We start from the raw sequence: 24,801 nt of genomic DNA, 5'->3' as shown, positions 1-24,801 counted from the left end.
CGGTGCGAATGGCGCGGCCGGCGGCCCATGCCTGACCAAGCCAGTGTAACGGCGGCCCTTGCGCGCTGGCGAGCGACCTTCGTCACGGCATTCGTGGCGTTGCTGGCGATCAAGCTGGTGATTGCATGCACGCTCGCGCCCTTCGGCGACGAGGCGTTCTACTGGCAGGAAAGCCGGCATCTTGCGTGGGGCTACAGCGATCTGCCGCCGCTGACGGCATGGCTGATCCGGCTGGGTGAAGACGTGGCCGGGCATGGACTGTTCGGCATGCGCTGGCCGTTCCTGTTGATCGGCAGCAGCTTGCCGTGGCTGGTGGTGGCGTTCGCCCGGCGGTGCTTCGGCGCATCGGCAATGGCCTGGCAAGCTGGCCTGTGGTGCCTGGTGTTGCCATTGGCGGTAAGCCTGGGCGTGCTGGCGTTGCCGGATGTGCCGTTGACGGTGGCCATCATGCTGGCGTTGCTGGCGTTGGTGCGCGCGATGGACGAGAACCGGATGCGCGACTGGCTGCTGCTGGGCGTGGCACTGGCGCTGGCTTGGCTGACCCATTACCGCGCCGCGATGCCGATGCTGGCGGGCCTGTTGCTTTGCATATTCAGTCCGCGCGGGCGCAAGCAATGGCGACGCGGCGGTTTCTGGCTGGCGCTGGCGGTGGCGACCCTGGGCCTGCTGCCCTTGTTGATATCCAACTGGCAAGAGGATGGGGCCGGGTTGGCGTTTCAGCTGATCCAGCGCAACCCATGGCGTTTCCACGCCGATGCGCTGGTGCAGCCGCTGGAACAGGCGTTGGCCTGCACGCCACTGTTGTATGCCATGTTGCTGTGGACGGCATGGCGCTGCTGGTGTCGACGCGGCGAGGGCGGGCCGTGGGATGTGCTGGCGTGGACCTCGCTTACCTTCATCGTGGTGTATTTCGTCGCCGGCTTGTTCGCCGACGACCTGCACTTTCGCGCGCACTGGCCGCTGCCCGGCTACCTGCCGCTGCTGGCCGCGCTACCGGTGCTGTGGCGTCCGCTGGCCGTGCGGCGTGGTTGGCGGATCGTTGCCCGAGTGGCTTTCGCGCTAGCGGCGTTGGGTCAATTGACCGGGCTGGCCTATCTGGGCGTGGCCGCGTGGCCGGGGGCTGCGCGTATGTTGGCCGGGGTAAAGGCGTTTCCGTGGAACTTCGTGGGCTGGCGTGAAAGTGGCGCCGTGGCACGCGAACTGTTGCGCGCGCAACCGTCCGGCAGCGTGCTGGTAGCCGACAACTTCATGTTGGCCGCGGAGCTGGATTTCCAGCTCGATGGCCGTGTCCCGGTCTATGTGCTGGACAGCCCGCTCAACACCTTCCATGGCCGCGCACCGCAGTTGACCGTGTGGCATCGCGATGGAGCCGCTTTGCGGGCGGAGCATGCCGGTGCGCCGATGCTGCTGGCGGTGGGCGAGGATGCCTTGCGCGTGCACGACCGCACGGGTTGGCTGGGCGGGCTGTGTTCCCGGATCGATGATCCCAGGCCATTGCGACGGCTGGATCTTTACGACGGCCGCAAGCGCGTGGCGTTCTATGCGGGGCGGGTGCCATCGCATGCACCGGCGCCCGTGCCGGCAACACAGGCGCAACGCGATGCCTGTCCGATCTGGCTGCAGGCGCATGCAGCAATCACCAGCACGTTGTAGGCCGGGTCAGGGCAGGGCGAGGCCGGCTTCGCGCAGCAGGCGGGCCAATGCGATCAGCGGCAGGCCGATCAGGGCGGTGGGATCGTCGTTGTCGATGCGTTCGAACAGGCTGATGCCGAGACCTTCGCACTTGAAGCTGCCGGCGCAGTCCAGCGGTTGTTCGCGTTCGATGTAGCGGGTGATCGCGTCGGCCTCGAGCGGGCGGAAGCGCACGCGGGTGTGGTCGACATGGGTGCGCTTGCGGCCATCGCGGGTATCGAGCAGGCACACGGCGGTATGGAACTGCACGGTACGGCCGGAACAGGCGGTCAGCTGTGCATGGGCGCGTTCGGCGGAGCCGGGTTTGTCCAGCACCGTGCCATCGAACTCGGCCACTTGGTCGGAACCGATCACCAACGCACCGGGCAGGCCATTCGCCGCCGCTTCGGCCTTGGCGATGGCCAGGCGCAGCGCACGTTCGGCAGGAGTCTCCCCGGGCAGCGGGGTTTCATTGGTGCCGGGGGCACGCTGTTCGAAATCCGGCAGCAACCGGCGCAGCAGTTCGGCGCGGTAGCGCGAGGTGGACCCCAGGACAACCCGCGGGATGCTCATGCTTCCGGCTCGCGGCGAATATGCTCGCGCATGGCGCTATCCAGCTCGCGCTGGGCCTGGCCAAGGGCCTGCAGCAAGGGGCGCAGGCGCTCGCGGGCATCGCTCATCGAGCGCGCGGCCTCGTCCAGCTCGGCCTGGCTGGCGCGCGGGGCGCGGTCGCGTATCCACAGGCGCTGTTGCAGCAAGGAACGCAGGCCGGCCTCGATGGCATGGGCGGCTTCCTGTTCGCTGGCGGCGGGCAGGTCGGGGTTGAGCGACATCACGGCATGGGCCTGCTGCAGTTCGGCGCGGCAGGTCTTCAGGTCGCTTTCCAGGTGGTCGGCCAGTTCCAGCAGATAGCGCATGCTGGCGCTACGGCGAGACAGCCGGCGGCGCAACAGCAGGCTGGCCACCACGGCGATGGCCAGCAGTACGAACAGGGCGACCACGCCGATTGTCAGGTAGGCATCCACGAGAATCCGGGGGAAGTCGGCGGAAGAACAGTCTGACGCATGCCGCCATTTCAGGCAAAATGGAACGGTTCGCATGGTCCGAGCCCCTGTACTGGTTGACTTCGGACGGGGTCAAACATACTATTTCGCGATTATGTCCGTGACACTGCCAGAGTCCGTGGACGCTTGGCGCATGGTCTCGGCGCGGCGTTCGTTCGAAGGATCGTTGCCCGTTGGCGCCCTTGCCCGCTTGTGCGAGGTGTTGGCGTCGAGCGAGGGAACGGCGAGTTTCGAGCTGGATTTCGGCCGGGACGAGTTCGACACGGCTTACCTCGATGTGCGTGCCCAGGCACCGCTGACGCTGGTTTGCCAGCGTACGCTGGAGCCGTTCGTGCTGCCGGTGGTGGTGAATACCCGGCTCGGCCTGATTCGGCGCGAGTCGGAGGAAGCCGGCCTGCCGCCGGGTTGCGAGCCGCTGCTGGTTTCCGGCGATGGCAAGCTGAACCTGGCGGACGTGATCGAGGATGAAATGCTGTTGGCGTTGCCGCTGGTTCCGGTCAATCCGGACAGCACGCTACCCGACGAAGTAACCGGTTCCGCACACGACGATGCGTCGGCCGCGGAGCGTGACGACAACCCGTTCGCGGCATTGCGCGAACTCAAGAACCACTGATTTACCCGGAGAACTACCATGGCCGTTGCCAAGAGCCGCCGTACCCCGTCCACCCGCGGCATGCGCCGTGCCCACGACAAGCTGAAGACCGTGCAGCTGTCGACCGATCCGACCAGCGGCGAAGTGCATCTGCGCCACCACGTCACGGCTGACGGTTACTACCGTGGCAAGAAGGTGATCGAGACCGCCGTCGCGGTTGCCGACGAGGATTGATCGGCCGCGTGCCGGCATCCGTTCAGCGAGCGGCGCGGTAACGCGCCGCTTTGCGTTTGCGGGGCCTTTGCACGTAGCCTTTGGCGCCTCACGCGCGCACTTCGCTTTCGTCGGGCGTCCGTGCGCTGTTTCCGATTTCCGCTGATGGACAGGTGAATGGCCTCGATCTACTCCCGAATCATCGCTACCGGCAGTGCGCTGCCCGAGCGCGTGGTGACCAACGCCGATCTGGAAAAGATCGTGGACACCAGCGATGAATGGATTCGTTCACGCACCGGCATCGGCCAGCGTCATATCGCCGCTGATGGCGAGACCACCGGCGACCTGGCTTTCCTGGCCGCGCAGCGTGCACTGGAGGCGGCGGGGGTCAAGGCGTCCGAGCTCGATCTGATAGTGCTGGGCACCACCACGCCCGACATCATCTTTCCGTCCACTGCCTGCCTGGTGCAGCACCGCCTGGGCGCGAATGGCTGCGCAGCGTTTGACGTCAATGCCGCCTGTTCGGGTTTCGTCTACGCCCTGGGCGTGGCCGACAAGTTCATCAAGAGCGGACAGACCAAAAAAGCGCTGGTGATCGGTGCCGAGACGCTGACCCGCATGGTCGACTGGACCGAGCGCGAGACGTGCGTGCTGTTCGGCGATGGCGCGGGCGCCGTGGTGCTGGAAGCCTCCAGCGAGCCTGGCATCCACGCTACCTGCCTGCATGCCGACGGCGGCTTCAAGGAGCTGCTGTACAACCCGGTGGGCGTGTCCGTCGGTTTCAAGGACGAGCCCAATCACGGCGTGCGTATCCGCATGTCCGGCCGCGAAGTGTTCAAGGTGGCGGTGAAGACGCTCGACGCACTGGTCGACGAGACCCTGAAGGCCGCCGGCATGGACGAGTCGCAGCTGGACTGGTTGATCCCGCACCAGGCCAACCTGCGCATCATCGAGGCGACCGCCAAGCGGTTGCACATGTCGATGGACCAGGTGATCGTGACCGTCGACAAGCATGCCAATACCTCGTCCGGCTCGGTGCCGCTGGCGCTGGATTACGCGGTGCGTTCGGGCAAGGTGCAACGTGGCCAGAACCTGCTGCTGGAAGCGTTTGGCGGCGGTTTCACCTGGGCTTCGGCACTGCTGCGCTACTGAGTCGGTCGTCAGTCCGTATGCAGATGATGCCGCCCGCGAGGCGGCATCATGCGTTTCGTGATGCGAATACGGCTGCGCATGCACGCCGATGCTGGCACCATTGCGGTTTTAGTCGACGGTGATCTGCTGCCATGAGTCCAGTTTCTGCTTCGCTAGCTTTCGTGTTTCCGGGCCAGGGCTCGCAATCGGTCGGCATGCTGGCCGAACTGGCGAGCGCACATGGTGAGGTGAAGGCCGCGTTCGACGAGGCGTCGCAAGGTGCCGGTATCGACCTGTGGCAGATCAGTCAGCAGGGACCGGAAGCGCAGCTCAACAGCACTGAAAATACCCAGCCGGCCTTGCTGGCCGCCAGCGTGGCAGTGTGGCGCGTGTGGCAGAAGCAGGGCGGCGCCCAGCCGGCACGCCTGTCCGGCCACAGCCTGGGCGAATACAGTGCGCTGGTTTGCGCAGGCGCCTTGTCGCTGCATGAAGCGGCGGCGCTGGTGGCCGAGCGTGGCCGCTTGATGCAAGCGGCGGTGCCGGCCGGTGTTGGCGCGATGGCGGCCATCATCGGTGGCGACGACGCGCAGATCGCAGCGGTGTGCGAAGAGGTGGCGCAGGGCCAGGTGGTGGCGCCGGCCAATTACAATTCGCCGGGTCAGCTGGTGATCGCGGGCAATGCCGAAGCCGTGGATCGCGCACTGGCGAAACTGGCCGAGCTTGGCGTGAAGAAAGCGGTGAAGCTGGCCGTGTCGGTCCCTTCGCACTGCGCCTTGATGCGCGAGGCGGCGGACCGCCTGGGCGAGCGCATGGCTTCGATCGATTGGCAGTCGCCGGCGATTCCGGTGGTGCAGAACGCCGAGGCGAAGGCCTATGACAGCCTCGACGACATTCGTGGCGCCTTGCAGCGCCAGCTGTACCTGCCGGTACGCTGGACCGAGTGCGTGCAAGTGCTGGCTGCCGGTGGTGCCACGCAAGTGGCCGAGTGCGGCCCCGGCAAGGTGCTGAGTGGTTTGATCAAGCGCATCGACAAGAGCGTGCAGTCGCGCGCCATTGGTGCGCCTGCCGAGATGGATGCCGCGTTGGCCGAATGGCGTTGAGCGGGCACGCGTTACGCTTTTCGACAGCCGTTTCCTGACCCTTTTTCCAATTCATTCCCGCAAGGAATCCGATTGATGAGCAACACACTGCAAGGTGAAGTCGTCCTGGTCACCGGCGCCAGCCGCGGCATCGGCGCGGCGATTGCCGACACCCTGGCCACCCAGGGCGCGACCGTGATCGGCACGGCCACCAGTGACGCCGGCGCCGCCGCGATCGGCGAGCGCCTGGCTGCGCACGGCGGCCATGGCCGCGTGCTGAACGTGACCGACGGTGCCGCCGTCGAGGCGCTGATCGGCGATATCGCCAAGGAGTTCGGCGCGGTCTCGATCCTGGTCAACAATGCCGGCATTACCCGCGACCAACTGTTGATGCGCATGAAGGACGAGGACTGGCAGGCGATCATCGACACCAACCTCACCTCGGTCTACCGCACGTCCAAGGCGGTGATGCGCGGCATGATGAAGGCGAAGAAGGGGCGCATCATCTCGATCGCCTCGGTGATCGGCCTGACCGGCAATCCGGGGCAGGCCAATTACGCGGCGGCGAAGGCGGGCATCATCGCTTTCTCCAAGTCGCTGGCGCGCGAGATCGGCAGCCGCGGCATTACCGTCAACGTGGTGGCGCCCGGTTTCATCGATACCGACATGACCCGTGCGTTGCCGGAAGAGTCGAAGCAGGCGTTGCTGGGGCAAATCGCCCTGGGGCGGCTGGGCGAGGCCTCGGACATTGCGCAGGCGGTGGCGTTTCTTGCATCGCCCGCCGCGGCCTACATCACCGGCGAGACGTTGCACGTCAATGGCGGCATGTACATGCCCTGAGGCATTCACGTTTCCTGCACGAAGCGTGTCGATCAGGCTTCGTGAGCCAGTTCTAGGAGCGTGGGCGGCAGAAATCTTCCGGGCTGCAAAAGCGTCTGCGTGGTCCATATTCCCGTCGCTTCTTGGCCCATGGAACCACTATGGGCCGGCGAATCGCCGAAAATCTGTCCTCACGCAGCCACTTTTTCGCCTCGAAAGTTTCTACCGTCCACGCTCCTAGGTTCCGGTTCCATTCGGAAGCGTATTCAAACAGTTGTCGCCAGCGGCTTCGTTTTAGGCGACAATTGATCCTTCGCGTCGACCGTGGGGTCGGCGCCGTACCATTGCCGGCGGCAGGTACGTGGCGACTTCACGGTTTAGCCACTACAATCCGCCGGTCTTTGCCGGCCGAGGCCGGCGCTGAATCAAGCAAATTCCCCGTGGGAGGTTTGGCAACATGAGCACCATCGAAGAGCGTGTCAAGAAAATCGTCGTCGAGCAGTTGGGCGTGAAAGAGGATGAAGTCACGACGAATGCGTCGTTCGTGGATGATCTGGGCGCCGATTCGCTGGACACGGTCGAACTGGTGATGGCCCTCGAGGAAGAGTTCGAGACCGAGATTCCGGACGAGGAAGCCGAGAAGATCACCACCGTGCAGCAGGCCGTCGATTACATCAAGGCCCACACCAAGGACTGATCGACATGTGGCGGCCAACGGCGCAGGCCGTGCCGTCGCTCACGTGGCGATATCGGAAGCTGCGCCGAACGGGCGCAGTTTTCGTTTCTGCAATCTGCAACGTCCGATCCCGTATGGTGTGCTGGTTCGGCGGGCACCCGAGAATGAGGGAAAGCGACGGCGGGCCGTCCGAATCCCCGGAGCACGAAGGAACTTTCATCCATGAGCAAACGACGTGTGGTAGTGACCGGCATGGGCATCGTCTCGCCGGTCGGCAACGACATCGCCACCGCCTGGAAGAACGTCGTCGAGGGTCACAGCGGCATTGGCCCTGTCACCAACTTCGACGTCAGCGCCTATGCCACCCGCATTGCGGGCGAAGTCCGTGATTTCGATCCTGTCGACGCCTATTTCGTCGGCACCGATACGCCGGATGACGAGCGGCGCGCCATCGCGAAGGATTTCAAGCGGATGGATCCGTTCATTCACTACGGCATCGTTGCCGGCACGCATGCGTTCCGGCAGTCGGGGCTGGTGGTCACGGACGCGAATGCCGGCCGCATCGGCATCGCTGCAGGTGCCGGCATCGGCGGCCTGCACACCATCGAGTCCACGGCGCTGGAACTGGCCGAGAAGGGCCCGCGCAAGGTGTCGCCGTTCTACGTGCCCAGCTCGATCATCAACATGGTCGCCGGCAACCTGTCGATCTATCACGGGCTGAAGGGGCCGAACATCGCACTGGTCTCGGCTTGCACCACGGCTGCGCACAATATCGGCATGGCGATGCGCCTGATCCAGTACGGTGATGCCGACGCGATGATTGCCGGCGGCGCCGAGTTCGCCACCACGCCGACGGCGATGGCGGGCTTCTGCTCGGCCAAGGCGATGTCCACGCGCAATGATGATCCGACGCATGCCAGTCGTCCGTGGGATGCCGGTCGCGACGGCTTCCTGCTGTCGAACGGCGCAGGCATGCTGATGCTTGAGGAATACGAGTTCGCCAAGGCCCGTGGCGCCCACATCCTGGGCGAGCTGATCGGTTTCGGCATGAGCGGCGACGCGTATCACATCACCGCGCCCAGCGGCGATGGCGCCGAGCTGGCCATGCGCAACGCGCTGCACGATGCGCAACTGCAGCCGTCCGACGTGCAGTACGTCAATGCACACGGTACCTCCACGCCGGTGGGCGACCTGGGCGAAGCGAAGGCGATCCGCAATGTCTTCGGCGAGCACGCCACGAAGAAGGGGCAGTTCGCGGTCAGCTCCACCAAGTCGGTCACCGGGCACCTGCTTGGCGCGGCCGGCGGCGTGGAGGCGATCTTCTCGCTGATGGCGCTGCGCGATGGCGTGATGCCGCCGACGATGAATCTGGTCGACGTCGATCCGGAAGTCGCCGCACTCGGCATGGACCTGGTGCCAAACAAGGCGGAAAAGGCCGGCCTCAACGTCGTCATGTCGAACTCGTTCGGCTTCGGTGGCACCAACGGCACGCTCGTCTTCCGTCGCGTCTGAACCGCGTGGCCTCGGTCACGCGAATCCTGCCCGGCCGGCGCGATCTGCTCGCGCCGGCCGCGTCGTATCCGCAGCGCTATCCCGCGCTGCTGGCCAGCGCGGTCACCGGTACGCCGCAATCGCGCTTCGATATCCTCTTTGCTGCCGGTAGTGCATCGCTGGCGCTGGGTGCCGACGGCACCGTGCGCGACGGGCAGGGCATCGTCGTCCCCGGCGGTTTTCTCGATGCGCTGGATGCTATCTGGTCTGCACATCGCCGCGACCGGATCGAGGATGGCCTGCCGTTCCACGGTGGCTGGTTTGTCTATCTCGGCTATGAACTGGTTGGCCAGATCGAGCCCAGCCTGCGCCTTCCCGGTTCGACGGGCGCCATGCCGGTCGCATTCGCGTTGCGCATCCCGGCTGCGGCCATCGTCGATCATGTCGGTGATCGCACCGTGCTGGTCGCGGAAGAGGGGGGCGAACACTGGCTCGACACCCTGGCCGCCGATCTGAATACGCCGATGCCCGAGCTGCCGCTGGCCGCGCCACGGGGGATCGACGAGGACGATCCGCAGCACTTTCTGGCAGGCGTCCGGCGCATCCACGAGCATCTGTGCAACGGCGACGTGTTCCAGGTCAATCTTTCGCGTCGCTGGACCGCGCATTACGCCGAGCCACCTTCGCCGGCGAGCCTGATGCGATCGTTGCGCGCCGCCAATCCCGCGCCATTCGCGGGCTTGCTGCAACAGCCGGGATGGGCGGTGGTCAGTTCATCGCCCGAGCGCCTGGTGGAGTCGCGCGACGGCCTGCTGCAGACGCGCCCGATTGCCGGCACCCGGCCCCGCGTGGCGGGCGACGACGACGTCGAGCGCATCCGCGAACTCACCACGCATCCGAAGGAGCGTGCCGAGCACGTCATGCTGATCGACCTGGAGCGCAATGACCTGGGGCGCGTGTGCGTGCCGGGCAGCGTGCAGGTCGACGAGCTGATGGTGGTGGAAAGCTACGCGCACGTGCACCACATCGTTTCCAACGTGCGCGGCTGCGCGCGTGCGGGCATTACGCCGGGGCAGGTGATCGCCGCGACGTTCCCGGGTGGCACCATCACCGGTTGCCCCAAGGTGCGTTGCATGGACATCATCGGCGCGCTCGAACAGGAACCGCGCGGTGCCTACACCGGCGCGCTGGGTTATCTGGACGATAATGGCGACATGGACCTCAATATCCTGATTCGCACGCTTGCCGTCGAGGGCGCACAGGTTTCGCTGCGCGCCGGTGCTGGCATCGTCACCGACTCGGTACCGGAGAAGGAGCTGGACGAGACGCGGGCCAAGGCGCGTGGCCTGTTGCGCGCCTTGGGCATGGCGGGCGCATGAGGCTGGTCGACGGCGAGCCGGCCGACACGATCTCCGCGGACGACCGCGGGCTGGGTTATGGCGATGGCCTGTTCGAGACCATCCGCTTCGTCGCCGGTGGCGCCCCGCTGTGGCCACGCCACATGCAGCGGTTGGCCCATGGCTGCGAACGCCTGCGCCTGCCGTTACCCGATCCCGAATCGCTGGAGCGCGAGGCACGCCGGGTATGCGAAGGCATGGCTGGCGCGGTGGTGCGCATCACGCTGACCCGGGGTGTCGGCGAACGCGGTTACGCGATGCCGGCAAGTCCGCGTTGCACGCGTATCGTGGCGTCGTTTCCGATGCCGTCGATGGCATCGGCCCATGTCGATGGCATTCGCCTGCACTTGTGCAAGACGCACCTGGCGGAGCAGCCGACGCTGGCCGGCCTCAAGCACCTCAATCGACTGGAGCAGGTGCTGGCGCGGGCCGAATGGAACGATCCGGCGATTGCCGAGGGGCTGCTGTGCGACGTGCATGGCCGCGTGATCTCGGCCGTGTCGGCCAACCTGTTCGCGGTGATCGATGGCGTGGCGATGACACCGTCGCTGGAACGTTGCGGCGTGGCCGGCGTGGCGCGTGCCGAGGTGCTGGCTGCCCTGCCGCAGGCGCAGGTGCGTGATTTGCCGCTGGACGAATGCCTGCGTGCGTCTGAACTGTTCCTCACTTCCAGCGTGCGCGGCATCCTGCCGGTTCAGGCCGTGGGCGATAACGTGTATGGTCCCGGCCCAGTCACGCGCGCGATGCAGGCGCACTGGGCGGACCTTGGCTTTCCGATGGAGCAGGCATGAGTCGACGCAAGACAACACGGGGGGGCGCACTGGCGCGCGTGCTGGCACTGGTAGTCGTGCTGGCACTGGTCGCCGCATTGGCCTGGGGCTGGCGCGACTTCACGCGCTTCACCGCCGCGCCCATGCAGGTGACAGCGGCCGGGCAGAGCATCGATATCGGGCGCGGCACCAGCTTCAAGGAAATCGTGCGCGAACTTCGCCGGCGCGGTTTCACCCATGCCGCACCCTTCGCCTGGCGCCTGCTGGCCGAACGCATGCACGTGACCGGTCGCCTGCATGCCGGCGAGTACGCGCTGCCGGTCGGCATCACGCCGACCCGGTTGCTGGACAACATGGCCAAGGGCAAGGTGTTGCAGCGCGACTTCACCATCGTCGATGGCTGGACTTTCCACGAGATGCTGCAGGCCTTGCAGCAGGCGCCGAAACTGAAGCACGACAGCGTGGGGCTGGACGACGCGACGATCATGCAGCGCATCGGTGCGGCAGGCGAAGCACCCGAAGGACGCTTCCTGCCCGAGACCTACGCCTACGTGAAGGGCGACACCGACCTTGATGTACTCAAGCGCTCGCACGAGGCGATGGTCAAGATGCTGGCCCGGCTATGGCCGCAGCGTGCGGAGAATTTGCCGCTGGCCACGCCCTACGACGCGCTGATCCTTGCTTCCATCGTGGAAAAGGAAACCGGCCGCGCCGACGAGCGCGAAAAGATCGCCGGCGTATTCGTGCGGCGCTTGCAGAAGCACATGCTGCTGCAGACCGACCCCAGCGTGATCTACGGCATGGGCGCGAACTACCACGGCAACATCCGCAAGGTCGATCTCACCACCGACACGCCATACAACACGTACACGCGCCCGGGCCTGCCGCCGACGCCGATCGCGTTGCCGGGCAAACCGGCGATCGAGGCGGCGTTGCATCCGGCGGACGGCACCGCGTTGTATTTCGTCGCTCGCGGCGACGGCACCCACGTGTTCGCCGACACCTTGCAGGAGCAGAATCACAATGTGGCCTGCTATCAACTGAAGCGTTGCCCATGACTGCGTCGTCGATGACTGCTCCACGCGGCAAATTCATCAGCCTGGAAGGCGGCGAGGGCGCCGGCAAGAGCACCTTGCTGGCGGGTTTGCGTGAACGCTTCGCGGCACGCGGCATCGACCTGTTGCTGACCCGTGAGCCCGGTGGCACCGATCTGGGCGAGGCGGTGCGCAGCATCCTGCTCGATCCGGCGCGGCGCGGCATGAGTGCGGAAAGCGAGTTGTTGCTGATGTTCGCCTCGCGCGCGCAACTGGTACGCGAAGTGATCGAGCCGGCGTTGGCGGCGGGGCGCTGGGTGTTGTGCGATCGCTACGTGGATGCCAGTTACGCCTATCAGGGCGGTGGTCGCGGGCAACCGCGCGAACGCATCGCTGCGTTGGAAGCGTGGGCGTGTGCCGATCTGAAACCCGACCTGACCCTGTTGCTGGATCTGCCGGTGTCGACGGGTCGTGCGCGCGCCGCCGGTCGCGGCGAGGCCGATCGCATCGAGGTCGAGGCCGACGCCTTTTTCGAACGCGTGCGCGCGACGTACCGCGAGCTTGCCGTCGCCGAGCCGGAGCGGTTCCGCGTGATCGACGCCAGCCTGGCCCCCGCAGAAGTCCTGCAGGCTGCGCTGGACGCGTCCGCCCACGTTTTCGGAGCCACGCCATGAATACGCCTCCCTGGCATGCCGAGCCGTGGACGCGCTTGCAAGCGCGGCGCCAACGCGATGCCTTGCCGCACGCGCTGCTGCTGGCCGGGCCGGCCGGGCTGGGCAAGCGCGACTTCCTGCAGCGCTTCGTGCGCGGCCTGTTGTGCCAGCAGCCGGTGGATGGCGATGCGTGTGGTCGCTGCCGCAGCTGCCTGTTGCTCGATGCCGGTACGCATCCGGATCGGGTCACGTTGAGTTACGGCCTACGCAAGGATGGCGTGCAACGCAGCGAGATCGTGGTGGACCAGATTCGCGAATTGTCCGCGCGCCTGGCCACCTCCAGCCAGTTCGGCGGCTGGCAGGTGACCAGCATCGATCCGGCCGACGCCATGAATGCGGCTGCCGCCAACGCCTTGCTGAAAACGCTGGAGGAGCCGACACGGGAGACCATGCTGGTGCTGGTGGCCAACGCGCCCTGGCGCTTGCCGCAGACCATCCGCAGCCGCTGCCAGCGCATCGATTTCGCCTTGCCGCCGCGCGAGCAGGCCCTGGCGTGGCTGCAGGCCGAAGGCGTGGCCGATGCAGTGGCCGCGCTGGACGCGGCCGGTGGCAATCCGGGATTGGCGCGTGACTGGGCACGCGAAGGCGCACTCGATCGCCGCAAGGAGGTGCGCAAGGACCTGGCCGCGCTTGCGGCGGGTCGCGGCGAAGCCATGGAGGTGGTGCGGCGCTGGCTGGACAACGAACCGGCACAGCGACTGTGGTTTGCCGCCCAGGCTGTGGCCGACGAGGTGAAGGCCCGTTCCAGCGGGCAGGGCGGCCCACTGGCCAGTGCGCTGGATGTCGAATCGCTGGGGCACTGGTACGACCGCGTCAATCGCACCCGCGATGCCTTGCGCGGTCCGTTGCGTGGCGATCTGCTGCTGCTCAAGCTGTTTGGCGACTGGCGCTGAGGCCCGGGACCGGACGGTGTCGACCGTAGCCGTGCCCGAGCTGTCCGCGCAGACCCGCCTGCTGGTGGTGGCGCCACATCCCGATGACGAAACATTGGCCACGGGAGTGCTGATCCAGCAGGTGATGGCGGCCGGTGGCCAGGTGCGGATCGTGCTGCTTACCGACGGCGACGCGAACCCCTGGCCGCAGCGCTGGCTGGAACGGCGCTGGCGGATCGGTGCCGTTGACCGGCAGCGCTGGGGGCGTCGTCGACGTATCGAGGTTCATCGTGCGCTGGATCGCCTGGGTGTGCCGTCGACCGGACTGTTGCCGCTGGGCTGGCCCGACATGGGTCTGCTGGCGCGACTGCGGGACGACACGACCATCACATTGGATGCGCTGATGGCCGCCATCGACGCTTTTGCCCCCACCCTGGTGGCACTGCCGGCATTGGGTGACCGCCATCCGGATCATGGCGCGGCGCACGTGATGTGCCGATTGGCGTTGGCTCGTCGCGTGGATTCCGTCGCGTGGCTGGCCTATCCGGTCCATGGCGGCCATGAGGACGGGCTGGCCATGGCCGTGGAAGAGGGCTCGCCGGCACAGCGGCAGCGCAAGCTTTCCGCTTTGACCGAGCATGCGACCCAGATGGCGTTGAGCGGCAGGCGCATGCGCGGTCTTGCCGCCCGTCCGGAGCGTTATGTTCCCGCGGAAGGGCCGGAGGTTTCGGACGTGGGGCGGCTGCCGTGGCAGCCGCCGACGGTACTGCATCCTTTCCTGCGCCTGCTGGTGGCGGGGCCGGCTGGCGTCTCGGATCGGCCGTGGCGGCAATGGCCGATGACACGCGGAGCGGACGGCAGCTATCGGTTAGACATGAGTGCCGTTGCATCGAGTGGTCCGTGCTTCGCCAGGCTTCACCTGGACTGGCCTTCGCCGTGGATCTTCGACCATTGGGGCTGGTGCCGGCTGTGAGCGGCAGTTCGCACTGCGGTGAATGCGGCTTTGCGCGGCATGCCGGTGCTCGCTAGGATGCGGACACGCCATCCGGCGCAAGCACGACAGGAACAGGCATGAATCCGGCCGCGGCCCGCCAGGGCATCATCTCGCTGAAGTTCAAGGATACGGCCGCGCTGTACGGCTCCTACATGTCGTTCCTGAAACAGGGCGGTCTGTTCGCGCCCACCGCGCAGTCGTACACGCTGGGTGACGAAGTCGTGCTGCTGGTCAACCTGATCGACGCCGGCGAACGTTTGTCGGTGGCCGGTAAGGTGGTATGGATCACCCCATTGGGTGCGCAGGGCAATCGCACTGCAGGCATCGGCATCCAGTTCAACGAATCGCCCGATGGCGAGGCGGCGCGCAGCCGCATCGAGGCACTGCTGGCTGGCATTCTTGGCGCCGAACGCCCCACGCTCACCATGTAATTCGCGACACCCGGCATGATTCGTGCGTGATTGTCGCGTCTTGGTGGCAGTCAAGGCTTGTCGTGTTACCTATTCGCACTGGTACAATGGCGAGATTCCCGAGCTTGTATCGTGGAAATTCGGATGTCCACGCCACGTCATGTGGATGATTCTGGCCGCAAGGCCTGTCCCGAGGTTCCAGACCGTTTCCCCCGACGGTCACTGATGCGCCATGCGGCGCGGAGGTAAGTTTCATCGTGCTTGCCGAATATTGGCCTGTCCTGCTGTTCATCCTTGTCGCCATCGGCCTTGGTATCGCGCTGCTGGTGATCGGCATGCTTGCCGGTCCGCGTCGTCCCGAATCGGAAAAACTTGCGCCTTATGAATGCGGTTTCGAAGCATTCGAAGATGCGCGCATGCGTTTCGATGTGCGCTATTACCTGCTGGCGATCCTCTTCATTATCTTCGACCTGGAAATTGCATTCCTGTTTCCGTGGGCGGTGGTATTCAAGCAGATCGGCCTTGTCGCCCTGATCGAGATGGCACTGTTCCTGCTGCTGCTGGTGATCGGCTTCGCTTACGTGTGGAAGAAGGGAGCGCTCGAATGGGAGTGATGTCCTCCATCGACCGGGTGATGCACAACCCGCAGCCGTTGAACCTGGTGGACGACATCCTGCGTCCGGCCGGCGACAACCCCGTCGTCCAGCGCGGCTTCGTCACCACCAGCGTCGATGCGCTGATGAACTGGGCGCGTACCGGCTCGATGTGGCCGATGACGTTCGGTCTGGCCTGCTGCGCGGTGGAAATGATGCATGCCGGCGCCGCACGACTGGATCTGGATCGCTACGGCGTGATCTTCCGCCCCAGCCCGCGCCAGTCCGACGTGATGATCGTGGCCGGCACCCTGGTCAACAAGATGGCCCCGGCGTTGCGCAAGGTCTATGACCAGATGCCCGAGCCGAAGTGGGTGATCTCGATGGGTAGCTGCGCCAATGGTGGCGGTTATTACCATTATTCCTATTCGGTGGTGCGTGGTTGCGATCGCATCGTGCCGGTGGACATCTACGTGCCGGGCTGCCCGCCTACGGCCGAAGCATTGATCCACGGCATTCTGCAATTGCAGAAGAAGATTCGTCGCACCAGCACCATCGCCCGCTCCTGAAGGCGCCGTCATGACCGACCTGCAATCGTCCTCGCTGGCCGAGCGCCTTGCCGCGCGATTCGGCGATACGCTGAAAATCAGCACCGCCCGCAATGAAACCACCGCCGAACTGGCTGCCGCCGACCTGCTTGCGGTGGCCTCCGCGCTGCATGACGAACCCGGCTTCAGCTTCGGCGAGCTGGTGGATCTGTGCGGCGTCGACTACCTCGGCTACGGCCAGACCGAATGGGATACCCAGACCGTTACCGGTACGGGTTTCTCGCGCGGCGTGGAAGGCGAGGCCATGGGGCGCTTCCAGTGGAGCGATCGCCCGCGCAATGTCGACCAGCCGCGCCGTTTCGCCTCGGTGATCCACCTGCTTTCCGTCGAGCACAACCAGCGCCTGCGCCTGCGTGTGTTTTGCGAAGACGATTCGCTGCCGATGCTGCCGTCGGTGAGCGGCATCTGGCCTGGCGTCAACTGGTTCGAGCGCGAGGCGTTCGACCTGTACGGCATCATCTACGACGGTCATCCGGACTTGCGCCGCATCCTTACCGATTATGGTTTCGTCGGCCATCCGTTCCGCAAGGACTTCCCGTTGATCGGCAATGTCGAAGTGCGCTACGACCCCGATCAGAAGCGCGTGATCTACGAACCGGTGACCTCGGTGGAACCGCGCGTGCTGGTGCCGCGCACGATCCGCGATGACGCTGACCTTTTGCAGGCCAAGGCCGAAGCCGCCGATCACTGGCGGGAGAATTGAGATGGCCCAGGAAATTCGCAATTACACGATGAACTTCGGCCCGCAGCATCCTGCTGCGCACGGCGTGCTGCGCCTGATCATGGAGATGGACGGCGAAACCATCGTCCGCGCCGATCCGCACGTGGGCCTGCTCCATCGCGGTACGGAAAAGCTGGCCGAGTCCAAGCCGTTCAACCAGTCGATCGGCTACATGGATCGCCTCGACTACGTGTCGATGATGTGCAACGAGCACGCCTACGTGAAGGCGATCGAGAACCTGCTGGGGATCGAGGCGCCGGAACGCGCGCAGTACATCCGCACCATGTTCGACGAGATCACCCGCATCCTGAATCACCTGATGTGGCTGGGTTCGAACGCGCTCGACCTGGGCGCGATGGCGGTGTTCCTGTACGCCTTCCGCGAGCGTGAAGAGCTGATGGACTGCTACGAAGCGGTCTCCGGCGCGCGCATGCACGCCACTTACTATCGCCCCGGCGGCGTGTATCGCGACCTGCCGGCGCAGATGCCGCAGTATCGCGAGTCGCCCTGGCACAAGGGCAAGGATCTCAAGCGGCTGAACCAGTGGCGCGAAGGTTCCATGCTCGACTTCCTCGACGCCTTCACCGCGGATTTCCCGACCAAGGTGGACGAGTACGAGGAACTGCTCACCACCAATCGCATCTGGAAGCAGCGCACCGTGGGCATCGGCGTGGTCTCGCCCGAGCATGCTCAGGCATGGGGCATGACCGGCGCCATGTTGCGTGGCTCCGGCGTCGCCTGGGATCTGCGCAAGAAGCAGCCGTACGCGAAGTACGCCGAGATGGATTTCGACATCCCGGTCGGCGTCAACGGCGATTGCTATGACCGCTACCTGGTGCGCGTCGAAGAGATGCGCCAGTCCAACCGCATCATCAAGCAGTGCGTGCAATGGCTGCGTGCCAACCCCGGCCCGGTGATGGTGGAAAACTACAAGGTTGCGCCGCCCAAGCGCGAAGAGATGAAGGAGAGCATGGAGGCGCTCATCCATCATTTCAAACTGTTCACCGAAGGCTACGGCGTGCCTGCGGGCGAGACGTATGCCGCGGTCGAGGCGCCGAAGGGCGAGTTCGGCTGCTACCTCGTTTCGGACGGCGCCAACAAGCCATTCCGCGTGCATTTGCGCGCACCGGGCTTTGCCCATCTGTCGTCGATCGACACCATCGTGCGTGGCCACCTGCTGGCCGACGTGGTGGCCATGATCGGCACCTATGACCTCGTGTTCGGCGAAGTCGATCGCTGAGCCGGCACGACGGAGATATCCCATGAAAGCCACCGGGCATTACGACCAGGTCAAGAACGTCGATCCGCTCGTCGTCCTGACCGACCACACGCGGCAGCACATCGAGCACTGGCTGGGCAAGTTCCCACCGGATCGCAAGCGTTCGGCCTTGATCCAGGCATTGTTTGCCGCGCAGGAACAGAACGGCGGTTTCCTCACCGACGAACTGATCACCGCCGTGGCGAAGTACCTCGACCTGCCTTCGGTGTGGGCCTATGAGGTCGCCAGCTTCTACTCGATGCTGGAGACCAAGCCGGTCGGTCGCAACAACGTGGCGATCTGCACCAACATCTCGTGCTGGCTCAATGGCGCCGAGGACCTGGTGAAGCATTGCGAGAAGAAGCTGGGCATCAAGCTCGGCGAAAGCACCCCGGACGGCCGCATCTACCTCAAGCAGGAAGAAGAGTGCATCGCTGCGTGCGTGTACGCGCCGGCGATGACGGTCAACGGTCATTACCACGAGCGGCTCACCACCGAGAAGCTCGATGCGATCCTGGACGGGCTGGAGTAAGAACGATGGCGAGCACCACCGGTCCGGTCGGACCCGCACCCCAGGACCATCAGGTCGTCTACACCACGCTGCATTTCGACAAGCCGTGGGCGATGGACAGCTATGTCCAGATGGACGGCTACAAGGCGTGGAAGAAGATTCTCGCCGAGAAGCCCGATCCGGCGGGCCTGGTCGAGGAAATCAAGAAGTCCAGCCTGCGCGGCCGCGGCGGCGCAGGCTTTCCCACCGGTCTGAAGTGGTCGTTCATGCCCAAGGGCGACATGCAGAAGTACATCCTCTGCAACTCGGACGAATCGGAACCTGGCACCGCGAAAGATCGTGACATCCTGCGCTACAACCCGCATGCAGTGATCGAAGGCCTGGCCATCGCCTGCTATTGCACCGGCTCCACCGTGGCCTACAACTACCTACGCGGCGAGTTCCACCACGAGCCGTTCGAGCATTTCGAGGAAGCGCTGGCCGAGGCTTATGCGGCCGGCCTGCTGGGCAAGAACGTGCAGGGCAGCGGCATCGATGTCGACATCTACGGCGCACTGGGTGCCGGTGCCTACATCTGCGGTGAGGAAACCGCGCTGATGGAATCGCTGGAAGGCAAGAAGGGCCAGCCGCGCTTCAAGCCGCCGTTCCCGGCCAACTTCGGCCTGTACGGCAAGCCGACCACGATCAACAACACCGAGACCTATGCCTCGGTACCCGCGATCCTGCGCCACGGCGCCGACTGGTTTCTGAATCTCGGCAAGCCCAACAACGGTGGCCCGAAGATCTTCTCGGTCTCCGGCCACGTGGCCAAGCCGGGCAACTTCGAGATCCGTCTCGGCACGCCGTTCTCCGAGCTGCTGGAGATGGCCGGTGGCGTGCGCAACGGACACAAGCTGAAGGCAGTGATCCCGGGCGGTTCCTCGATGAAGGTGCTCAACGCCGAGGAAATGATGGCAGCCACCATGGACTACGACTGCCTGCAGAAGGCCGGTTCAGGTCTGGGTTCCGGCGCGGTGATCGTGATGGACGAGACCACCTGCATGGTGCGCGCCTGCCATCGCATCGCACGCTTCTACAAGGCCGAGTCCTGCGGTCAGTGCACGCCGTGCCGCGAAGGCACCGGCTGGATGTACCGGGTGCTCACGCGCATCGTCGAGGGCAAGGGCACCGAGGACGACCTGCATCGCCTGAAGGCCATCGCCGGCCAGATCGAAGGCCACACCATCTGCGCCTTCGGCGAAGCCGCGGCGTGGCCGGTGCAGGGTTTCCTGGCCAAGTTCTGGAACGAATTCGAATACTACGTGCGCAACGGTCGCTCGATGACCGACGACAAGTTTGCCACCGCCACCAGTGGAGTCGCTGCATGAGTGCGCAGCCCACCAGCAACGCCGCGCCCGACCTCGTCAACATCGAGATCGACGGCAAGCCCACGCAGATTCGCAAGGGCGCGATGATCATCGAGGCAGCCGACGCCGTCGGCATCGCCATCCCGCGTTTCTGCTACCACCGCAAGTTGCCGATCGCCGCCAACTGCCGCATGTGCCTGGTCGACGTGGAAATGGGCGGTCGTCCCATGCCCAAGCCGCAGCCGGCCTGCGCCACGCCGGTGGGCGAGGGCATGAAGGTCACCACGCGCTCGGACAAGGCGCTGAAGTTCCAGAAGGACGTGATGGAATTCCTTCTGATCAACCACCCGCTGGATTGCCCGATCTGCGATCAGGGCGGCGAGTGCGAACTGCAGGACGTGGCACTGGGCTATGGCCGCAGCGTGTCTCGCTACACCGAACGCAAGCGCACCATCGCCGATGAAAACATCGGGCCGCTGGTCGCCACCGAAATGACCCGCTGCATCCAGTGCACGCGTTGCATCCGCTTCACCAGCGAGATCGCCGGCACCTACGAACTGGGTGGCATGAATCGCGGCGAGAACCTGCAGATCGGCACCTACATCGGCAAGACGGTGGAGACCGAGCTGTCCGGCAACATCATCGATGTGTGCCCGGTCGGCGCGCTGACCAACAAACCGTTCCAGTTCAAGGCGCGCGCCTGGGAGCTGATCGCCAAGCCGTCGATCGCCTATCACGACGCATTGGGTTCCAACCTGTGGCTGCATGTGCGTCGCGGCGAAGTGCTGCGCACCGTGCCGCGCGACAACGAGCCGGTCAACGAATGCTGGCTGTCCGATCGTGACCGTTACAGCCACCAGGGCATGTACGCCGCCGATCGCCTGCATGCACCGGAAGTGAAGCGCAACGGCCAGTGGCAGGCCACGACGTGGGACGACGCTCTCGCGGTCGCTGCCGAAACATTGAAGAAGGCTCCGGGCAGCGATCTGGGCGTGCTGGTGCATCCGGCCACGACCAACGAGGAAGCGGACCTGCTGATGCGCCTGGCGCGCGGCCTGGGCAGTGCCCATGTCGACCACCGCCTGCGCCAGCTCGACTTCGCCGATAACGCCGTGGCCGCGCGCTTCGAGCTGCCGGTTGCCGAGGTGAGCCAGGTGAAGGCCGCGTTGCTGGTCGGCTCCGACCTGCGCCACGAGATGCCGCTGCTCAACCACCGCCTGCATCAGGCCACCAAGGTCGGCGCGAAGGTGTTTGCGGTCAATCCGGCCGATTTCGAATTCAACTACAAGCTCGCCGCGACCTCGATCGTGCCGCCGCAGGGCATGGCCGACGCGCTGCTGGCGCTGGCCAAGGCCGCCGTGGCGGCTGGCGCGAGTGCGCCTGCCGCACTGGCCACGGCCATCGGAGCCGCACAGAGTGATCAGGGTGATAGTGATGCAATTGCCGCGCTGAAGGCTGGCAAGGCGGTGGTGATCCTCGGCGAAGCCGCGGCCACGCATCCGCAGGCCTCCTGGCTGCGCGCCATCGCGCGTTTCATCGCCAGTGCCACCGGCGCCGGTTACAACGAGCTGCCGGTCGGTGCCAATGCACTGGGCCTGTCCCGGCTTGGCGTGGTGCCGGGCGCCGGCGGCCTCGATGCGCAGTCGATGCTGGCGCAGCCGCGCAAGGCTTACGTGTTGTACGGCGCGGAGCCTCCGCATGATTTCGCCGATGGCGCGTTGGCGCTCAAGGCATTGGGCGCGGCGCAGGTCGTGGCCTTCAGTGCTTTTGCCAGCCCGGCGTTGCGCGAAGTGGCGGATGTGATCCTGCCGATCGCGTTGCTGCCGGAAATGGACGGCACGCTGGTGAACGTGGATGGCCTGGAGCAGGGCGTGCAAGCCGGTGCGAAAGCGCCGGGCGAGGCGCGCCCGGGCTGGAAGGTGCTACGTGCGCTGGGCGGTTCGATGCAACTGGCCGGTTTCGAGTTCGATGACCTCGCGGGCCTGCGTGATGGCATCACCGCTCGTGCCGTGGCTGCGGTCGACGGTCTGGCCGAGCGCAAGCCGGCTGCCGGGCTGACACGCTTGGCCACTTGGCCGATCTACCGCAGCGACGCCGTGCTGCGTCGGGCCACGGCGCTCAATGCGCATCCGCTGAATCGCGCGCCCGCCGTGCGCCTCAACGCGGATGAAGCACAGCGGCAGGGGCTCGCCGAGGGCGTGCAGGTGCGCATTGCCGATTCGACGCTGCCGGTGGTCGTCGACCGCACGGTGCCTGATGGCGCCGTCTGGATCGAGGCCGCGCAGGACATCACCGCCACGCTGCCGCCTTACGGCGCAGCCATTACCTTGAGCAAGGTGTAAGGCACATGGGCGAACAGATCCTCAACCAGCTCATCTGGCCGGTCATCTACATCCTGTGCATCACCATTCCGGTGATTCTCGCGGTGGCGATGTTCGTCTACTGGGAGCGCAAGGTCATCGGCTGGATGCACGTGCGCATGGGGCCGAACAAGATCGGTCCGCTGGGCCTGCTGCAGGCCTTTGCCGACGTGGTCAAGCTGCTGATCAAGGAAGTGATTCTTCCGACCAATGCGAACAAGTTCCTGTACTACCTCGCGCCGATGCTGGCGCTGGTGCCGGCACTCGCCGCCTGGGCGGTGATTCCGTTCAACGACAAGCTGGTGCTCTCCAACGCCAATGCAGGCCTGTTGTACCTGCTGGCGATGACCTCGCTGGGCGTGTACGGCATCATCCTTGCCGGCTGGGCGTCGAACTCGCGTTATGCGCTGCTCGGTGCCATGCGTTCGGCGGCGCAGGTGATCTCCTACGAACTGGCCATGGGCTTGTGCTTGGTGTGCGTGCTGGTGCTGGCCGGTTCGCTGAACCTCACCGACATCGTGCATGCGCAGGCCGGTTCGAAGGGCATCCTCGACTGGTTCTGGCTGCCGCTGTTGCCGGTGTTCGTGGTCTATTTCATCTCCGGCGTGGCCGAGACGAACCGCGCCCCGTTCGACGTGGCGGAGGGTGAGTCGGAAATCGTCGCGGGCTTCCACGTGGAGTATTCCGGTTCGGCGTTCGCGATCTTCTTCCTGGCCGAATACGCCAACATGATCCTGGTGAGCTTTCTTGCCTCGATCCTGTTCCTCGGCGGCTGGCTGAGCCCGTTCCCGGTGACCTGGGGCTTCATTGGCCATGCCAGCTTCTTTTGGCTGTTCATCAAGGCCTTCATGTTCGCCTTCATGTTCCTGTGGTTCCGCGCCACGTTCCCCCGCTATCGCTATGACCAGATCATGCGGCTGGGCTGGAAGGTATTCATTCCCATCGCCATCGTCTGGGTGCTGGTGGCCGGCTGCATGAAGTTCTACGGCATCGCGGGGGCCTGAGAAATCCGATGAAACGCATATTCAACTATTTCAACAGCCTGCTGCTGGCCGAGCTGTTCAAGGGCATGGCGCTGACCATGCGCTACATGTTCAGCCCGAAGTACACGATGCGCTACCCGATGGAGCACATCCCCAAGTCGAACCGTTTCCGTGGCCTGCATGCGTTGCGCCGCTACGCGAATGGCGAGGAGCGCTGCATCGCGTGCAAGTTGTGCGAGGCGGTGTGCCCGGCGCTGGCGATCACCATCGACTCCGCGCCGCGCGAAAGCGATGGCCAGCGTCGTACCACGCGTTATGACATCGATCTGTTCAAGTGCATCTTCTGCGGCTTCTGCGAAGAAAGCTGCCCGGTGGATTCGATCGTCGAAACCAGCATCCACGAGTACCACTTCGAGCATCGTGGTGAGAACGTGGTGACCAAGCCGCAGTTGCTCGCCATTGGCGACCGCTTCGAGGCCGACATTGCTGCAGCCCGCGCTCAAGACGCGGCGTATCGCTGAGGCAGGGCATCATGATCAATCTTCAAGTATTCGAGCTGGTCTGTTTTTACGCCTTTGCCGTGATCACGGTGGGTGCCGCGTTGGCGGTGATCACGCTGCGCAACACGGTGCACGCCGTGCTTGCGCTGGTGCTCACTTTCTTCAGCACCGCCTGCATCTGGATGCTGGCCGAGGCGGAGTTCCTGGCCATCGCGCTGATCGTGGTCTACGTGGGCGCGGTGATGGTGCTGTTCCTGTTCGTGGTGATGATGCTGGACATCGACCAGGAAAAACTGCGCGAGGGCTTCGTGAAGTTCCTGCCGGTGGGCCTGATCGTGGCCGTGGTGATGCTGGTGGAAATGCTGGCGCTGATCGGCGTGCGTGCCATGCATGCGCAAGCGATGGGCGTGAATCCGGCCACGGCGGCGGGGCAGTCCAACACGGCCTGGCTGGGCACCGCGCTGTACACGAATTACCTGCTGCCGTTCGAGATCGCCGCATTGATCCTGACGGTGGGTGTGGTGGTCGCGGTCGCGTTGACCCTGCGCCAGCGTCACAGTGCCAAGTACCAGATGGCCAGCGAGCAGGTCAGCGTGAATCCGCGCGACCGCATCCGCATCGTGAAGATGGACGCCGTGCGTCCCGTCGAACCGGTGGTTGCTGCAGCCCCGGAACAGGAGTCCAAGCCATGATTACGCTTTCGCACTTCATCGTGCTCGGTGCGATTCTGTTCTGCATCGCCGTCGCGGGCCTGTTCATCAACCGCAAGAACGTGATCGTGCTGCTGATGGCGATCGAGCTGATGCTGCTGGCGGTGAACATCAACTTCGTCGCGTTCTCCCGCTTCAACCACGATGTGGCCGGGCAGGTGTTCGTGTTCTTCATTCTCACCGTGGCCGCGGCGGAATCCGCGATCGGCCTGGCGATCCTGGTGCTGCTGTTCCGCAACCGCAGCACGGTCAATGTCGCCGAAATCGACAGCATGAAGGGTTGAT

28 protein-coding genes are annotated in these 24,801 nt (G+C 65.1%); 26 read left to right on the top strand and 2 right to left on the bottom strand.

Going from position 1 to position 24,801, the window contains the following annotated elements; genetic code table 11:
- The first annotated feature begins 27 nt into the window (after positions 1-27).
- On the top strand, positions 28-1,653 hold the full coding sequence (locus AB7849_RS11060) for an ArnT family glycosyltransferase (RefSeq protein WP_008212770.1): 1,626 nt from the start codon (positions 28-30) through the stop codon (positions 1,651-1,653).
- A 6-nt stretch (positions 1,654-1,659) separates the two neighbouring features.
- On the opposite strand, the gene AB7849_RS11055 is transcribed toward AB7849_RS11060, so the two are convergent.
- Together AB7849_RS11055 and AB7849_RS11050 are read right to left on the bottom strand one after the other, a co-directional pair.
- Positions 1,660-2,244 (bottom strand): Maf family protein, encoded by a 585-nt coding sequence (locus AB7849_RS11055; RefSeq protein ID WP_008212767.1) that lies wholly within the window; start codon positions 2,242-2,244, stop codon positions 1,660-1,662.
- Entirely contained in the window at positions 2,241-2,696 is a 456-nt protein-coding gene (locus tag AB7849_RS11050; protein WP_008212765.1) for a hypothetical protein, read from the bottom strand. Before AB7849_RS11050 ends, AB7849_RS11055 begins: the two co-directional genes overlap by 4 nt.
- Positions 2,697-2,868: 172 nt before the next feature.
- On the opposite strand from AB7849_RS11050, the gene AB7849_RS11045 reads away from it, so the two are divergent.
- From AB7849_RS11045 to nuoK, 25 genes are all read left to right on the top strand, one after another.
- A complete protein-coding gene (locus tag AB7849_RS11045) occupies positions 2,869-3,348 on the top strand; it encodes a YceD family protein (RefSeq protein WP_008212762.1) in 480 nt (159 codons plus the stop codon).
- A gap of 18 nt (positions 3,349-3,366) precedes the next feature.
- On the top strand, positions 3,367-3,561 hold the full coding sequence (gene rpmF / locus AB7849_RS11040) for a 50S ribosomal protein L32 (RefSeq protein ID WP_008212760.1): 195 nt from the start codon (positions 3,367-3,369) through the stop codon (positions 3,559-3,561).
- 156 nt (positions 3,562-3,717) lie between these two features.
- Positions 3,718-4,692, top strand: coding sequence for a beta-ketoacyl-ACP synthase III (locus tag AB7849_RS11035; protein ID WP_008212758.1), 975 nt, complete (start codon positions 3,718-3,720; stop codon positions 4,690-4,692).
- 131 nt (positions 4,693-4,823) lie between these two features.
- Positions 4,824-5,771, top strand: coding sequence for an ACP S-malonyltransferase (gene fabD / locus AB7849_RS11030; protein WP_037100419.1), 948 nt, complete (start codon positions 4,824-4,826; stop codon positions 5,769-5,771).
- Positions 5,772-5,846: 75 nt separating this feature from the next.
- Positions 5,847-6,590 (top strand): 3-oxoacyl-ACP reductase FabG, encoded by a 744-nt coding sequence (gene fabG / locus AB7849_RS11025; RefSeq protein WP_092700657.1) that lies wholly within the window; start codon positions 5,847-5,849, stop codon positions 6,588-6,590.
- Positions 6,591-7,026: 436 nt separating this feature from the next.
- Positions 7,027-7,266 carry an acyl carrier protein gene (gene acpP / locus AB7849_RS11020; RefSeq protein ID WP_008217083.1) on the top strand — a complete coding sequence of 80 codons (240 nt, stop codon included), beginning with the start codon at positions 7,027-7,029 and terminating at the stop codon, positions 7,264-7,266.
- 201 nt (positions 7,267-7,467) lie between these two features.
- The gene (gene fabF, locus AB7849_RS11015; RefSeq protein ID WP_369501070.1) at positions 7,468-8,757 is read left to right on the top strand and encodes a beta-ketoacyl-ACP synthase II; all 1,290 of its coding nucleotides are present in this window, start codon (positions 7,468-7,470) and stop codon (positions 8,755-8,757) included.
- A 5-nt stretch (positions 8,758-8,762) separates the two neighbouring features.
- Entirely contained in the window at positions 8,763-10,115 is a 1,353-nt protein-coding gene (locus tag AB7849_RS11010) for an aminodeoxychorismate synthase component I (RefSeq protein ID WP_439822718.1), read from the top strand.
- The gene (pabC, locus tag AB7849_RS11005; RefSeq protein ID WP_008217076.1) at positions 10,112-10,924 is read left to right on the top strand and encodes an aminodeoxychorismate lyase; all 813 of its coding nucleotides are present in this window, start codon (positions 10,112-10,114) and stop codon (positions 10,922-10,924) included. Before AB7849_RS11010 ends, pabC begins: the two co-directional genes overlap by 4 nt.
- Complete coding sequence (gene mltG / locus AB7849_RS11000) at positions 10,921-11,961, top strand: endolytic transglycosylase MltG (RefSeq protein WP_008217074.1); 1,041 nt, start codon at positions 10,921-10,923, stop codon at positions 11,959-11,961. Before pabC ends, mltG begins: the two co-directional genes overlap by 4 nt.
- Positions 11,962-11,972: 11 nt before the next feature.
- Positions 11,973-12,611 carry a dTMP kinase gene (tmk, locus tag AB7849_RS10995; RefSeq protein ID WP_037102649.1) on the top strand — a complete coding sequence of 213 codons (639 nt, stop codon included), beginning with the start codon at positions 11,973-11,975 and terminating at the stop codon, positions 12,609-12,611.
- Positions 12,608-13,543 (top strand): DNA polymerase III subunit delta', encoded by a 936-nt coding sequence (holB, locus tag AB7849_RS10990; protein ID WP_008217068.1) that lies wholly within the window; start codon positions 12,608-12,610, stop codon positions 13,541-13,543. Before tmk ends, holB begins: the two co-directional genes overlap by 4 nt.
- A gap of 16 nt (positions 13,544-13,559) precedes the next feature.
- On the top strand, positions 13,560-14,495 hold the full coding sequence (locus tag AB7849_RS10985) for a PIG-L deacetylase family protein (protein ID WP_369501069.1): 936 nt from the start codon (positions 13,560-13,562) through the stop codon (positions 14,493-14,495).
- A 98-nt stretch (positions 14,496-14,593) separates the two neighbouring features.
- Positions 14,594-14,947, top strand: a complete 354-nt coding sequence (locus AB7849_RS10980; RefSeq protein ID WP_008217065.1) for a PilZ domain-containing protein — start codon at positions 14,594-14,596, stop codon at positions 14,945-14,947.
- A 236-nt stretch (positions 14,948-15,183) separates the two neighbouring features.
- Positions 15,184-15,540: an NADH-quinone oxidoreductase subunit A gene (locus tag AB7849_RS10975; protein WP_008217064.1), complete on the top strand. Its 357-nt coding sequence runs from the start codon at positions 15,184-15,186 to the stop codon at positions 15,538-15,540.
- The gene (locus AB7849_RS10970) at positions 15,531-16,088 is read left to right on the top strand and encodes a NuoB/complex I 20 kDa subunit family protein (RefSeq protein ID WP_008217063.1); all 558 of its coding nucleotides are present in this window, start codon (positions 15,531-15,533) and stop codon (positions 16,086-16,088) included. The genes AB7849_RS10975 and AB7849_RS10970 overlap by 10 nt, the downstream gene beginning before the upstream one ends.
- A gap of 10 nt (positions 16,089-16,098) precedes the next feature.
- Entirely contained in the window at positions 16,099-16,830 is a 732-nt protein-coding gene (locus AB7849_RS10965; protein WP_008217061.1) for an NADH-quinone oxidoreductase subunit C, read from the top strand.
- Position 16,831: 1 nt separating this feature from the next.
- Positions 16,832-18,088, top strand: a complete 1,257-nt coding sequence (locus tag AB7849_RS10960; protein WP_008217060.1) for an NADH-quinone oxidoreductase subunit D — start codon at positions 16,832-16,834, stop codon at positions 18,086-18,088.
- A gap of 22 nt (positions 18,089-18,110) precedes the next feature.
- Entirely contained in the window at positions 18,111-18,638 is a 528-nt protein-coding gene (nuoE, locus tag AB7849_RS10955) for an NADH-quinone oxidoreductase subunit NuoE (protein ID WP_008217057.1), read from the top strand.
- Positions 18,639-18,643: 5 nt separating this feature from the next.
- The gene (nuoF, locus tag AB7849_RS10950; protein ID WP_008217055.1) at positions 18,644-19,984 is read left to right on the top strand and encodes an NADH-quinone oxidoreductase subunit NuoF; all 1,341 of its coding nucleotides are present in this window, start codon (positions 18,644-18,646) and stop codon (positions 19,982-19,984) included.
- Positions 19,981-22,305: an NADH-quinone oxidoreductase subunit NuoG gene (nuoG, locus tag AB7849_RS10945; RefSeq protein ID WP_008217052.1), complete on the top strand. Its 2,325-nt coding sequence runs from the start codon at positions 19,981-19,983 to the stop codon at positions 22,303-22,305. The genes nuoF and nuoG overlap by 4 nt, the downstream gene beginning before the upstream one ends.
- A 5-nt stretch (positions 22,306-22,310) precedes the next feature.
- Entirely contained in the window at positions 22,311-23,327 is a 1,017-nt protein-coding gene (nuoH, locus tag AB7849_RS10940; RefSeq protein ID WP_008217050.1) for an NADH-quinone oxidoreductase subunit NuoH, read from the top strand.
- An 8-nt stretch (positions 23,328-23,335) separates the two neighbouring features.
- Complete coding sequence (gene nuoI / locus AB7849_RS10935) at positions 23,336-23,827, top strand: NADH-quinone oxidoreductase subunit NuoI (RefSeq protein WP_008217047.1); 492 nt, start codon at positions 23,336-23,338, stop codon at positions 23,825-23,827.
- 11 nt (positions 23,828-23,838) lie between these two features.
- Positions 23,839-24,498, top strand: coding sequence for an NADH-quinone oxidoreductase subunit J (locus AB7849_RS10930; RefSeq protein ID WP_008217046.1), 660 nt, complete (start codon positions 23,839-23,841; stop codon positions 24,496-24,498).
- Positions 24,495-24,800 carry an NADH-quinone oxidoreductase subunit NuoK gene (nuoK, locus tag AB7849_RS10925; RefSeq protein ID WP_008217043.1) on the top strand — a complete coding sequence of 102 codons (306 nt, stop codon included), beginning with the start codon at positions 24,495-24,497 and terminating at the stop codon, positions 24,798-24,800. The genes AB7849_RS10930 and nuoK overlap by 4 nt, the downstream gene beginning before the upstream one ends.
- Position 24,801: the final 1 nt, after the last annotated feature.

This window comes from Rhodanobacter sp. FW021-MT20 (assembly GCF_041107475.1).
Classification (GTDB): domain Bacteria; phylum Pseudomonadota; class Gammaproteobacteria; order Xanthomonadales; family Rhodanobacteraceae; genus Rhodanobacter_A; species Rhodanobacter_A glycinis.
Note: the sequence above shows the minus strand (reverse complement) of the source record. Positions and strands in the feature narration are given on the sequence as shown.